This window comes from Pseudomonas sp. NLJ1, assembly GCF_049486705.1.
In the GTDB taxonomy this organism is placed as follows: domain Bacteria; phylum Pseudomonadota; class Gammaproteobacteria; order Pseudomonadales; family Pseudomonadaceae; genus Aquipseudomonas; species Aquipseudomonas inefficax.
On record NZ_CP137735.1, the window covers coordinates 2,682,720 to 2,695,548 of the forward strand.

Below are 12,829 nucleotides of genomic sequence, written 5' to 3' on the forward strand. Positions count from 1 at the left end.
GTAAACCCGCTCCCACAGGTACACCACCGCCCTTGAGAGCGGTGCAGTACCTGTGGGAGCGGGTTCACCCGCGAATTGGCCGCAAAGCGGCCCCCCGGGATTACAACTTGATCCAGGTCGCCTTCAGCTCGGTGTACTTCTCCAGCGCATGCAGCGACTTGTCACGGCCGTTGCCCGACTGTTTGAAACCACCGAACGGCGCGGTCATGTCGCCGCCGTCGTACTGGTTGACCCAGACGCTGCCAGCGCGCACGGCACGGGCGGTCTTGTGGGCCTTGGAGATGTTCGAGGTCCAGATGCCAGCGGCCAGGCCATACGGCGTGTCGTTGGCAATGGCAATGGCTTCTTCGGCGGTATCGAAGGCGATCACCGACAACACCGGGCCAAAGATTTCTTCCTGGGCAATGCGCATGGCGTTGGTCACGCCGTCGAAGATGGTCGGCTCGACATAGGTGCCACCGGTTTCTTCCAGGGTGCGCTTGCCGCCGGCCAGCAGCTTGGCGCCGTCCTTGTGGCCTGCCTCGATGTACGACAACACGGTGTTCATCTGCTGAGTGTCCACCAGCGCACCGACAGTGGTCTGTGGGTCCAGCGGGTTGCCTGGCTTCCAACCTTTCAGGGCCTCGACCACCATCGGCAGAAACTTGTCCTTGATCGAACGCTCCACCAGCAGGCGCGAACCGGCAGTGCACACTTCACCCTGGTTGAAGGCGATGGCGCTGGCGGCAGCTTCGGCGGCGGCTTGCAGGTCCGGAGCGTCGGCGAAGACTATGTTCGGGCTCTTGCCACCGGCTTCCAGCCAGATGCGCTTCATGTTCGATTCGCCCGCGTAAACCATCAGCTGCTTGGCGATCTTGGTCGAACCGGTGAATACCAGGGTGTCGACGTCCATGTGCAGGGCCAGGGCCTTGCCCACGGTGTGGCCGTAGCCTGGCAGCACGTTCAGCACGCCAGCCGGGATACCGGCTTCGATAGCCAGCTGGGCGATGCGAATGGCAGTCAGCGGCGATTTTTCGGACGGTTTGAGCACTACCGAGTTACCGGTGGCCAAGGCTGGGCCGAGCTTCCAGCAGGCCATCAGCAGCGGGAAGTTCCACGGTACGATGGCACCTACCACACCCACTGGTTCGCGGGTAACCAGGCCAAGCTGGTCGTGCGGGGTCGGAGCGACTTCGTCATAGACCTTGTCGATGGCTTCGGCAGTCCAGTGAATGGCTTGCGCCGCACCCGGGATGTCGATGCTGGAGGAGTCGCCGATCGGCTTGCCCATGTCCAGGGTTTCTAGCAGCGCCAGCTCTTCGACGTTCTTGCGCAGCAGGTCGGCGAAGCGGATCAGCTTGGCTTTGCGCTTGGCCGGGGCCAGCTGCGACCAAACGCCGGAGTTGAAGGTGGCACGGGCGTTTTCCACAGCGCGGTTGGCATCGGCCAGGTCGCAGCTGGCAACCTTGGCCAGGAAGCGTCCGTCGACCGGGCTCAGGCACTCGAAGGTTTCACCGGATGCGGCATCGGTGTATTCGCCGTTGATGAAGGCACGGCCTTCGATCTTCAGTTGCTGGGCACGTTGTTCCCAGTCCGCACGAGTCAGGGTGGTCATACGAAACTCCTCCTCTTGTTTAGGTGCAACGCCGCACTGAGGACTCACAGGCGTTGTCAGAATTCTGGCCGGGCGACGAGCGCACACTGGCAAGCGATACCCTAAACCAGCCCGGGTAAACTATCAATATATTTGACACAGAAGGCTCAAAAGCCTACTGATGTGCATTTTATTAAACAAAAACAGGAGCCGAACCATGAGTATCGCCAGCATCATCGACTTCGCGCAGGTCATCACCGAGGCCGAACGCTACCGCCCGGCGGCGGAAAAAATCCTCAAGGGCGAGCCAGACCAGGCGGTCTACAACCATTATTCCAGCCCGTGCGGGCAGTTTGCCGCAGGCGTGTGGGAAGGCGAGGTGGGGCAGTGGACGGTGAACTACACCGAGCATGAATACTGCGAGATCGTCCAGGGCGTTTCGGTGCTGCGGGACCAGGATGGCGGAGCCAAGACCCTGCGTGCCGGTGATCGGTTTGTCATCCCGGCCGGCTTCAAGGGCACCTGGGAGGTGCTGGAGCCTTGCCGCAAGATCTATGTGATGTTCGAGCAGAAATGATTTGAGGCTGTGCCGGCCTCTTCGCGGGTAAACCCGCTCCCACAGGGCCTCGCAATCGTTGAGGATGGCGCTCTACCTGTGGGAGCGGGTTCACCCGCGAAGAGGCCCTGACAGGCATAAAAAAACCCGCGTCCTTTCGGATGCGGGTTTTTTTCAGGTCGCCGATCAATTACTTGATCTTGGCTTCCTTGTACACCACGTGCTTGCGAACAACCGGATCATATTTCTTGATCTCGATTTTGTCCGGAGTGGTGCGCTTGTTCTTGTCGGTGGTGTAGAAGTGGCCGGTACCGGCACTCGAAACCAGACGGATCAATTCACGCATGATGTTCTCCCTTAAACCTTGGCGCCAGCTTTACGGATGTCAACCAGAACGGCGTCGATGCCGCGCTTGTCGATGATACGCATGCCTTTGGCGGAAACGCGCAGACGCACGAAACGCTTCTCGGATTCAACCCAGAAACGGTGGTGCTGCAGGTTCGGCAGGAAACGACGACGGGTTTTGTTGTTTGCGTGGGAAATGTTGTTCCCGGTTACTGGACCCTTACCAGTAACTTGACAGACTCTCGACATGACTCAGCCCTCTAAAACCACATGCCCAACCCGGCATGGGTTGGCCGCTTAATCTCTCAGTCTTTGGCGCCTGGGCGCCGTGATTCTGGAGGTCTTACCGACCGGATACGCTGACGCGACAGGCCGAGCCCCTAGAAAAGAGCGCTGCTTTATACCAGAAAGACTCGGCCACAACAACAGAAGATACGTTTCCGGCACCGACCAAGCGCGCCGGGCCAGCATAGCGGCAGGCGCCGCCAGCCGTCGACCGCTCGTCGACAGTTTTGTAAAAAAGGGTGTGGTCATTTCCCGACGGGCACACTAGGGTAGGCCTTTTCCAGACTGCACTGGCAGATGGGCCACTGACAGCCAAGGAGCCACCATGCGTGCCGCCGCCCTTTCCTTATTGTTCAACTCCTTGTTCGCCGCAGGCGCCCTGTTCGCCGCCGGCGTTGCCCAGGCAGCCCCGCTGAGCGTCTGCAGCGAGGCCAGCCCCGAAGGCTTCGATGTGGTGCAGTACAACTCGCTGACCACTACCAACGCCACGGCCGATGTGCTGATGAACCGCCTGGTGGAATTCGACGCGGCGCAAGGCAAGGTGGTGCCGAGCCTGGCGGCCAGCTGGACTGTTTCGGCCGACGGCCTGAACTACGACTTCACCCTGCGCGATGATGTGAAATTCCACAGCACCGCCTACTTCAAGCCAAGCCGCGCCCTGAACGCCGACGATGTGCTGTTCAGCTTCCAGCGCATGCTCTACCCCGCCCATGCCTGGCACAAGACTGCACCGGGCGGCTACCCGCATGCCCAGTCGCTGCAACTGGGCGGCCTGATCAAGGCGATCGAGGCGCCGGCACCGAATACCGTGCGCTTCACCCTCAATCACCCGGATGCCACGTTCCTGGCTACCTTGAGCATGGGCTTCGCCTCGATCTACTCCGCCGAGTACGCAGACAAACTGCTCAAGGCCGGCACGCCGGAGAAGCTCAACAGCCAGCCGGTCGGCACCGGGCCATTCGTCTTCCAGCGTTTCCAGAAGGACGCCGTGGTGCGCTACCGCGCCAACCCCGACTACTTCGCCGGGAAGCCGGCGGTCGACCCGCTGATCTTCGCCATCACCACCGATGCCAACGTGCGCCTGCAGAAGCTCAAGCGCGGCGAGTGCCAGGTCGCGTTGTCGCCCAAACCGCTGGACATTGCCGAAGCTGGAAAGGACGGCAACCTCAAGGTGGCCAGCACCCCGGCGTTCATGACTGCCTTTGTCGCCATCAACAGCCAGCACCCGCCGCTGGACAAGCCGGAGGTGCGCCAGGCCATCAACCTGGCCTTCGACAAGCAGGCCTACCTCAAGGCCGTGTTCGAAGATTCCGCGGTGGCTGCCAACGGCCCCTACCCGCCCAACACCTGGAGCTACGCCAAGGACTTGCCCGGCTACCCGCTGGACCTGAAGAAAGCCAAGGCCCTGCTGACCAAGGCCGGCCTGGCCGAAGGTTTCAGCACCACGATCTGGACCCGTCCTTCAGGTAGCCTGCTCAACCCCAACCCCAGCCTTGGCGCGCAGATGCTGCAGGCTGACCTGGCGAAGATTGGCGTGAAAGCGGAAATCCGCGTTATCGAGTGGGGCGAGCTGATCCGCCGCGCCAAGGCGGGCGAGCATGACCTGCTGTTCATGGGCTGGGCGGGTGACAACGGCGACCCGGACAACTTCCTCAGCCCGCAGTTTTCCTGCGCGGCGGTGCAGTCTGGGACCAACTTCGCACGCTTCTGCGACAGCCGCCTGGACCAGTTGATCAGCGCCGGGCGCACCACCAACGACCAGAGCGTGCGCAGCCGGCTTTACCAGCAGGCGCAGACGCTGATACAGCAGCAGGCGCTATGGGTGCCACTGGCGCACCCTACGGCGGCGACACTGTTGCGTCAGGGGGTTGAGGGGTATCAGGTGAGCCCGTTCGGGCGGTTGGACTTCAGCAAGGTTTCCGTAACCAAGTAAACCTGTGCCGGCCCTTTCGCGGGTGAACCCGCTCCCACAGGTGCTGCACCACATTCAAGATGGGTGCAGTACCTGTGGGAGCGGGTTACCCGCGAAAGGGCCGGTACTGCAGCACAAAACTCCAGTTTTTCCTCAGGCCACAATCCACCCATGCTCGACCATCGACAGCGGCTCGCCGTCACCGATGATGATGTGATCCAGCACCCGCACATCGATCAACGCCAGCCCCCGCTTCAACGACAGGGTCAGATGCACATCGTCCTGGCTGGGTTCACTGTTGCCCGAGGGGTGGTTGTGGCACAGGATCAAGGCCGCCGCGTTATGCAGCAACGCCCGTCGTACCACTTCGCGCGGGTAGACATTGGCCCGATCTATCGTGCCTCGGAAGAGGATCTCAAACGCCAACGGCCTGTGCTTGGTATCGAGAAAGAGGCATCCGAACACCTCGCTGACTTCATGTCGCAGCATCGCTTTCAAATAGCGCCTCACCGTTGCCGGGCTGTCCATCGCGGATTCACGCTCAATCGAAGTTGCAAGGTGCCTGCGCCCGATCTCTAGCAGCGCCTGCAGCTGGCTGTACCTCACCGGGCCCAACCCAAGCTCGCCGACGAAGGCCTCACGGTCTGCCTCCAGCAACTGGCGCAACCCCCCGAACTTCACGAGCAGACCTCGCGCCAGCTCCACGACATTGCGCCCACGCACACCTGAGCCGAGAAATACAGCCAGCAATTCCGCGTCCGTCAGGCTTCCGGCCCCACGCTGCAGCAACTTCTCCCTCGGCCGCTCTTCAGCCGGCCATTCCCTGATATTCATCCCGTCCCTCTGCCCTTGCTGCGGCCCATTTCGGCCCTGTGTTAATCTATTTCGCCTCGTACATGCGACGTTCTGCCGCAGGCATTTTCAAACGTCGACGCCCGCTCTCACTGGAAAAAGGCAAGCCTATGCAGCGGCTGTATCGCAAGCGCATCGTTCTCGGCGTGGGTGGCGGCATTGCCGCCTACAAAAGCGCCGAACTGATTCGCCGACTCCTGGAGCACGGCGCGCAGGTGCGCGTCGTCATGACCCGTGGTGGTGCAGAGTTCATCACCCCGCTGACCCTGCAGGCGCTGTCGGGCCACCCGGTGCACATGGACCTGCTCGACCCTGCCGCCGAAGCGGCCATGGGCCACATCGAACTGGCCAAGTGGGCCGACCTGGTGCTGATCGCCCCGGCCACCGCCGACCTCATGGCGCGCATGGCCCAGGGCATGGCCGACGACCTGCTGACCACCCTGGTGCTGGCTACCGATGCCACCGTCGCCGTGGCCCCGGCCATGAACCAGGCCATGTGGCGCGACCCGGCGACCCAGGCCAACCTCGAACTGCTCAAGAGCCGTGGCATCCAGGTGTTCGGCCCGGCGTCCGGCAGCCAGGCCTGTGGCGATGTGGGCCTTGGCCGCATGCTTGAAGCCACCGACCTGGCCTGGTGCGCCGCGGAAAGCTTCAAGCGCCAGGCCCTGACCGGCAAGCACGTATTGATCACCGCCGGCCCGACCCAGGAAAACATCGACCCGGTGCGCTACATCACCAATCATAGCTCCGGCAAGATGGGCTTCGCCCTGGCCGAAGCGGCCGCCGAAGCCGGGGCTCGGGTCACCCTCGTCACCGGCCCGGTACACCTGCCGACCCCCGACCGGGTCAGCCGAATCGACGTGGTCAGCGCGCGGGACATGCTCGCGGCCTGTGAAGCGGCCATGCCGTGCGACCTGTTCATCGCCTCTGCGGCGGTTGCGGACTACCGCCCGGAAGTCGTTGCCACGCAAAAACTGAAGAAAGATCCTACGACCGGCGACGGCATGCTGCTGCAGATGGTGCGCAATCCCGATATCCTTGCCACCATCGCTGGCCGCGCCGACCGCCCGTTCAGCGTCGGTTTCGCCGCCGAGACCGAACACTTGCTCGATTACGCCACGCGCAAGCTCAAGGACAAGAACCTCGACCTGATCGTCGCCAATGATGTGGCCAACCCCAGCATCGGCTTCAACAGCGAGGAAAACGCCTTGACCGTGATCGACCGCCAGCAGCACCAGACCCTCTTCGCGCAGACCAGCAAAGGCAAGATTGCCCGGCAACTGGTCGCCTTCATCGCCGAACGGCTCAATCAGGTTCAATAAGTTACATGCACGCTCTTCAAGCCAAGATCCTCGACCCACGCCTGGGTAGCGAATTCCCGCTGCCGACCTACGCCACCCCCGGTTCCGCCGGCCTCGACCTGCGCGCCCTGCTCAAGGAAGACACCGTCCTCGAGCCAGGCCAGACCCTGCTGATCCCGACCGGCCTGTCGATCTACATCGGCGACCCGAGCCTGGCGGCGGTGATTCTGCCGCGCTCGGGCCTGGGCCATAAGCACGGCATCGTGCTGGGCAACCTGGTCGGGCTGATCGACTCGGACTACCAGGGCGAGCTGATGGTGTCGTGCTGGAACCGTGGCAACACGCCGTTCACCATCGCCGTTGGCGAGCGCATTGCCCAGCTGGTGCTGGTACCCGTGGTACAAGCCCATTTCGACATCGTCGAAGCGTTCGATGAAAGCCAGCGCGGCGCTGGCGGCTTCGGCCATTCCGGCAGCCACTGAGCCGAGAAATGACCGTTCAGGCCAAGGATGGCGAACTCTCTGGCGAAACCACCGTCCAAGCGTTCAGTTTGCGCCTGCCCAGAAAGCCTTTGACTAATGGAGCTTCCAGAGATGAACGACATGGCCCACCTGGCACCCGCCGCGCTGCCAGACAGCATTTTCCGCGCGTATGACATTCGCGGCGTGGTCGGCAAGACCCTTCACGCCGAAACCGCCTACTGGATTGGCCGCGCCATCGGCGCGCAGAGCCTGGCCCAGGGCGAACCGCAGGTTTCGGTCGGCCGTGATGGCCGCCTGTCCGGCCCGATGCTGGTCGAACAGCTGATCAAGGGCCTGGTCGATGCCGGCTGCCAGGTCAGCGACGTCGGCCTGGTGCCCACCCCGGCGCTGTACTACGCAGCCAACGTGCTGGCCGGCAAGTCCGGTGTGATGCTGACCGGCAGCCACAACCCGTCGGACTACAACGGCTTCAAGATCGTCATCGCCGGCGATACCTTGGCCAACGAACAGATCCAGGCACTGCTGACCCGCCTGAAAACCAACAACCTTAGCCGCGCCGATGGCCGCGTGGAAAAGGTCGAGATCCTTGACCGTTACTTCCAGCAGATCGTCGAGGACGTGAAGCTGGCCAGGAAGCTCAAGGTGGTCGTGGACTGCGGCAACGGTGCCGCCGGCGTGGTCGCGCCGCAACTGATCGAAGCCCTGGGCTGCGAAGTGATCCCGCTGTTCTGCGAAGTCGACGGCAACTTCCCCAACCATCACCCGGACCCGGGCAAGCCGGAAAACCTCGAAGACCTGATCGCCAAGGTCAAGGAAACCGGCGCCGATATCGGCCTGGCCTTCGACGGTGACGGCGACCGCGTCGGCGTGGTGACCAACACCGGCAGCATCGTCTACCCCGACCGCCTGCTGATGCTGTTTGCCCAGGACGTACTGTCGCGCAACCCGGGCGCCGAGATCATCTTCGACGTCAAATGCACCCGTCGCCTGACCCCGCTGATCAAGCAGCACGGCGGCCGCGCACTGATGTGGAAGACTGGTCACTCGCTGATCAAGAAGAAGATGAAGCAGACCGGCTCGCTGCTGGCCGGCGAGATGAGCGGTCACATCTTCATCAAGGAACGCTGGTACGGTTTCGACGACGGCATCTACAGCGCCGCGCGCCTGCTGGAGATCCTCAGCAAGGCCGATCAGAGCGCCGAAAACCTGTTTGCCGCCTTCCCGAACGATATTTCCACGCCGGAAATCAATATTGATGTGACCGACGAGGGTAAATTCAGCATCATTGATGCACTGCAACGCGACGCCGACTGGGGCGAAGCCAACCTGACCACCATCGACGGTGTGCGGGTGGATTACGCCCACGGCTGGGGCCTGGTTCGCGCCTCCAACACCACCCCGGTGCTGGTGCTGCGTTTCGAGGCCGACAGCGACGCCGAATTGCAACGTATCAAGGATGTTTTCCGTACCCAGTTGCTGCGGGTTGAGCCTGAGCTGCAACTGCCGTTCTGACCGACTATCTGTTCCTTACAGGAGCCCTGCATGACCCTCGATCGCGATGCCGCTTCCCATGTAGCCGAGGTTTTGTCCGAAGCACTGCCTTACATTCGCCGCTTTGTCGGCAAGACCCTGGTGATCAAGTACGGCGGCAACGCGATGGAGAGCGAGGAGCTCAAGACCGGCTTCGCCCGTGACATCGTGCTGATGAAGGCTGTGGGCATCAACCCGGTAGTGGTCCACGGTGGTGGCCCACAGATCGGCGACCTGCTCAAGCGCCTGTCGATCGAAAGCCACTTCATCGACGGCATGCGCGTCACCGACTCGGCGACCATGGATGTGGTGGAGATGGTGCTGGGTGGCCAGGTCAACAAGGACATCGTCAACCTGATCAACCGCCACGGCGGCAGCGCCATCGGCCTGACTGGCAAGGACGCGGAGCTGATCCGCGCCCGCAAGCTGACCGTCAGCCGCCAGACGCCCGAGATGACCACCCCGGAAATCATCGACATCGGCCACGTGGGCGAAGTGGTAAGCGTGAACACCGACCTGCTGAACATGCTGGTGAAGGGTGACTTCATCCCGGTGATCGCGCCGATCGGCGTGGGTGCCAACGGTGAGTCGTACAACATCAACGCCGACCTGGTGGCAGGCAAGGTAGCCGAGGCGCTGAAGGCCGAGAAGCTGATGCTGCTGACCAACATCGCCGGCCTGATGGACAAGCAGGGCGAAGTACTGACCGGCCTGACCACCGAGCAGGTCAACGAACTGATCGCCGACGGCACCATCTACGGCGGCATGCTGCCGAAGATCAAGTGCGCGCTGGATGCGGTGCAGGGCGGGGTGAACAGCTCGCACATCATCGACGGCCGCGTGCCGAATGCGGTGCTGCTGGAGATTTTCACCGACAGCGGCGTGGGTACCCTGATTACCAACCGCAAGCCGCGCTGATTGGTTGGTTAACCTGCACAGGCCTCTTCGCGGGCACGCCCGCTCCCACAGGGATAGCGCCAACCCTGTGGGAGCGGGTTTACCCGCGAAGAGGCCAGAACAGGCGACACAAAAAAGGCGACCTTCACAAGAAGGTCGCCTTTTTCATTTCCAGACCCGGATCAGATCCCGTACTGCGCCCGGTAAGCTTCCACAGCCGGCAGATGCTGCTTCAGCTGCGGGTCATCGGCCAGGAACTCCAGCACCTGCGTCAGCGAAACGATGCTGACCACCGGAATACCGAAGTCGCGCTCCACTTCCTGAATCGCCGACAGCTCGCCATTGCCACGCTCTTCGCGGTTCAGCGCGATCAGCACGCCTGCGGCCTTGGCCTGCTGGGCTTTGATGATCTGCATGACCTCACGAATGGCGGTACCGGCAGTGATCACATCGTCGATGATCAGCACATCACCAGCCAGTGGTGCACCGACCAGGCTGCCACCTTCACCGTGGTCCTTGGCTTCTTTGCGGTTGAAGCACCATGGCACGTCGAGCTGATGCTGATCGGCAAGGGCCACGGCAGTAGTCGCTGCCAGCGGGATACCCTTGTAGGCCGGGCCGAAAAGCACATCGAACGGGATCTTGCTGTCGACGATGGCTGCGGCATAGCAACGGCCCAGTTCGGCCAGGGCGGAACCGCTGTTGAACAGGCCGGCATTGAAGAAATACGGGCTGGTACGCCCCGATTTCAGGGTGAATTCACCGAAACGCAGTACCCCGCGATCGATGGCAAAACGGATGAAGTCGCGCTGATACGGCTGCATGGATAGTCCCGGACACCACGGATTTAGCTAAATGGGTTGAGCTCGGGTATCATACACGCACGAGATTTTTGGGGCCATTTATGCGGATCATCAGTGTGAACGTAAATGGCATTCAGGCTGCGGCCGAGCGTGGTTTGCTCAGCTGGCTGCAAGCCCAGAATGCCGACGTCATCTGCCTTCAGGATACCCGCGCCTCGGCCTTTGAACTCGATGACCCAGCTTTCCAGCTCGATGGCTATTTCCTTTATGCCTGCGACGCGGAGGTGCCAGCCCAAGGTGGTGTGGCCCTGTATTCGCGCATGCAGCCCAAGGCAGTCATCACCGGCCTGGGCTTCGAGACAGCCGACCGCTACGGGCGTTACCTGCAAGCAGATTTCGACAAAGTCAGTATCGCCAGCCTGCTGCTGCCTTCGGGCATGAACGGCGACGAAGACTTGAACCAGAAGTTCAAGTTGATGGACGACTTCGCCAAGTACCTGGACAAACAGCGTCGCAAGCGTCGCGAATACATCTACTGCGGCTCGTTCTACGTGGCGCAGCAGAAGCTCGACATCAAGAACTGGCGTGACAGCCAGCAGTCGCCGGGCTTCCTGGCGCCGGAGCGCGCCTGGATGGATGCGATCACCGGCGAGATGGGTTACGTCGATGCCCTGCGCGAAGTCAGCCGTGAAGGCGACCAGTACAGCTGGTGGCCGGACAACGAGCAGGCCGAGATGCTCAACCTGGGCTATCGGTTCGACTACCAGATCCTCACTCCGGGCCTGCGCCGCTTCGTGCGCAACGCCCGCCTGCCGCGTCAGCCGCGCTTCTCCCAGCATGCGCCGCTGATCGTCGACTATGACTGGACGTTGACCATCTGAAGGCATGGGGCCGCTTTGCGGCCCTATCGCGACACAAGGCCGCTCCTACAGGGAATGCATATCCCTTGCAGGAGCGGCCTTGTGTCGCGATAGGGCTGCAAAGCAGCCCCAGCATTATTTGATCGGCCGCCAGATCATCGGGTAGCGATACGGCTTGCCCTCATTCGCCCGCACAGCCGCGATGATGATCAGGATCATCACCGCGACCATCAGCATGGCGAACAGCATCAGTCCGATGAACACGAACATCAGCAGGAAGCAGATGAACCCGGCAATGGTCACGCTGATCTGAAAGTTCAGCGCCTCTTTGCCCTGGGCGTCGATGAAAGGGTCTTGCTCGCGTTTGAGGTGCCACAGCACCAGCGGGCCCAGCAAGTGCCCGAGCGGCACCACCAGGCCCAGCAGCGCGGAGAGGTGGCAGAACATCGCCCACTGCCGGATTTCGGCATTGGGCGGGGTGATCGACAGGTTGGATTCGCTCATGCCCCGCACCTCCCTGGCTGGGTTCAGTCGGCCAGCGCCGCCTGCTGCAGTTCGAAGATCTCGGTCATGCCCTTCTGTGCCAGGGCGAGCATCGCGTTGAGGTCTTCAGGCTGGAACGGCGCGCCTTCGGCAGTACCCTGCACTTCGATGAAACCACCGGCGCTGGTCATGACCACGTTCAGGTCGGTTTCGGCAGCGGAGTCTTCCAGGTAGTCCAGGTCAAGCACCGCTTCGCCCTGGTACATGCCCACCGACACTGCGGCGATCATGTGCTTGAGCGGGTTGCCGGCCTTCAGGCCACCGCGCTTCTTGATCACCGCCAAGGCGTCGCACAGGGCGACCATGGCACCGGTGATGGACGCGGTACGGGTACCGCCATCGGCCTGGATCACGTCGCAGTCGACGTACAGAGTAATGTCACCGAGTTTGCTCATGTCCAGCGCGGCGCGCAGCGAACGACCGATGAGACGCTGGATTTCCAGGGTGCGGCCACCCTGTTTGCCACGGCTGGCTTCGCGCTGGTTACGCTCGCCGGTGGAGCGCGGCAGCATGCCGTATTCGGCGGTCAGCCAGCCTTGGCCCTGGCCTTTGAGGAAGCGCGGCACACCGTTTTCCACGCTGACCGTGCAGATGACCTTTGTGTCACCGAACTCGACCAGTACCGACCCTTCGGCGTGCTTGGTGTAGTTGCGGGTGATGCGGATCGAGCGGAGCTGATCGGCGGCGCGACCACTTGGACGTTTCATCTGGGATACCTGTACTGGGACTTTGAATCTGCCGAGCATTATAGAGCCCACGGCCAGGGGAAGACATGCCTATTGTCGCGCCCCGCACAGCCCGTCGCCTTTTCCTACCGGCCAGGCCACCCGTCGGTAACATGGGTGGATTGGGCGCCAAGGCCCCACTGCGCTACAATCCTGCGCCTTGCA

The 12,829-nt window shown here is 62.2% G+C and carries 13 protein-coding genes and 1 pseudogene; 7 read left to right on the top strand and 7 right to left on the bottom strand.

Annotation, left to right across the window (positions count from 1 at the left end; all coding sequences use genetic code 11):
- Nucleotides 1–100 precede the first annotated feature (100 nt).
- Complete coding sequence (locus tag R9B85_RS11995; protein ID WP_423771035.1) at nt 101–1,594, bottom strand: aldehyde dehydrogenase; 1,494 nt, start codon at nt 1,592–1,594, stop codon at nt 101–103.
- Between the two features lie 196 nt (nt 1,595–1,790).
- Between R9B85_RS11995 and R9B85_RS12000 the strand changes: the two genes are divergently transcribed.
- Nucleotides 1,791–2,150 carry a cupin domain-containing protein gene (locus tag R9B85_RS12000; protein WP_112249410.1) on the top strand — a complete coding sequence of 120 codons (360 nt, stop codon included), beginning with the start codon at nt 1,791–1,793 and terminating at the stop codon, nt 2,148–2,150.
- Nucleotides 2,151–2,319: 169 nt separating this feature from the next.
- Here R9B85_RS12000 and rpmG read toward each other — a convergent pair whose 3' ends face one another.
- Nucleotides 2,320–2,475 carry a 50S ribosomal protein L33 gene (gene rpmG, locus R9B85_RS12005; RefSeq protein ID WP_003253507.1) on the bottom strand — a complete coding sequence of 52 codons (156 nt, stop codon included), beginning with the start codon at nt 2,473–2,475 and terminating at the stop codon, nt 2,320–2,322.
- 11 nt (nt 2,476–2,486) lie between these two features.
- The gene (gene rpmB / locus R9B85_RS12010) at nt 2,487–2,723 is read right to left on the bottom strand and encodes a 50S ribosomal protein L28 (RefSeq protein ID WP_003253504.1); all 237 of its coding nucleotides are present in this window, start codon (nt 2,721–2,723) and stop codon (nt 2,487–2,489) included.
- 361 nt (nt 2,724–3,084) lie between these two features.
- Between rpmB and R9B85_RS12015 the strand changes: the two genes are divergently transcribed.
- Nucleotides 3,085–4,692 carry an ABC transporter substrate-binding protein gene (locus R9B85_RS12015; RefSeq protein ID WP_423771036.1) on the top strand — a complete coding sequence of 536 codons (1,608 nt, stop codon included), beginning with the start codon at nt 3,085–3,087 and terminating at the stop codon, nt 4,690–4,692.
- A 132-nt stretch (nt 4,693–4,824) separates the two neighbouring features.
- On the opposite strand, the gene radC is transcribed toward R9B85_RS12015, so the two are convergent.
- Nucleotides 4,825–5,505 carry a RadC family protein gene (gene radC, locus R9B85_RS12020; protein ID WP_207877021.1) on the bottom strand — a complete coding sequence of 227 codons (681 nt, stop codon included), beginning with the start codon at nt 5,503–5,505 and terminating at the stop codon, nt 4,825–4,827.
- 128 nt (nt 5,506–5,633) lie between these two features.
- Here radC and coaBC point away from each other — a divergent pair, with 128 nt between their 5' ends.
- From coaBC to argB, 4 genes and pseudogenes are all read left to right on the top strand, one after another.
- Nucleotides 5,634–6,845, top strand: coding sequence for a bifunctional phosphopantothenoylcysteine decarboxylase/phosphopantothenate--cysteine ligase CoaBC (gene coaBC, locus R9B85_RS12025; RefSeq protein WP_003253409.1), 1,212 nt, complete (start codon nt 5,634–5,636; stop codon nt 6,843–6,845).
- Nucleotides 6,846–6,850: 5 nt separating this feature from the next.
- Nucleotides 6,851–7,306, top strand: a complete 456-nt coding sequence (gene dut / locus R9B85_RS12030; protein ID WP_133969737.1) for a dUTP diphosphatase — start codon at nt 6,851–6,853, stop codon at nt 7,304–7,306.
- Nucleotides 7,307–7,450: 144 nt separating this feature from the next.
- Nucleotides 7,451–8,818, top strand: a pseudogene (locus R9B85_RS12035) (phosphomannomutase/phosphoglucomutase); the annotation flags it as partial.
- Nucleotides 8,819–8,848: 30 nt separating this feature from the next.
- Nucleotides 8,849–9,754, top strand: a complete 906-nt coding sequence (argB, locus tag R9B85_RS12040; RefSeq protein ID WP_085621522.1) for an acetylglutamate kinase — start codon at nt 8,849–8,851, stop codon at nt 9,752–9,754.
- Between the two features lie 161 nt (nt 9,755–9,915).
- Here argB and pyrE read toward each other — a convergent pair whose 3' ends face one another.
- Nucleotides 9,916–10,557, bottom strand: coding sequence for an orotate phosphoribosyltransferase (gene pyrE, locus R9B85_RS12045; RefSeq protein WP_313857218.1), 642 nt, complete (start codon nt 10,555–10,557; stop codon nt 9,916–9,918).
- 80 nt (nt 10,558–10,637) lie between these two features.
- Between pyrE and R9B85_RS12050 the strand changes: the two genes are divergently transcribed.
- Nucleotides 10,638–11,417 (top strand): exodeoxyribonuclease III, encoded by a 780-nt coding sequence (locus R9B85_RS12050; protein WP_003253401.1) that lies wholly within the window; start codon nt 10,638–10,640, stop codon nt 11,415–11,417.
- A 114-nt stretch (nt 11,418–11,531) separates the two neighbouring features.
- Here R9B85_RS12050 and R9B85_RS12055 read toward each other — a convergent pair whose 3' ends face one another.
- Both R9B85_RS12055 and rph read right to left on the bottom strand, forming a co-directional pair.
- On the bottom strand, nt 11,532–11,900 hold the full coding sequence (locus R9B85_RS12055; RefSeq protein WP_112249417.1) for a DUF4870 domain-containing protein: 369 nt from the start codon (nt 11,898–11,900) through the stop codon (nt 11,532–11,534).
- Between the two features lie 23 nt (nt 11,901–11,923).
- Entirely contained in the window at nt 11,924–12,646 is a 723-nt protein-coding gene (rph, locus tag R9B85_RS12060) for a ribonuclease PH (protein WP_252379161.1), read from the bottom strand.
- Nucleotides 12,647–12,829: the final 183 nt, after the last annotated feature.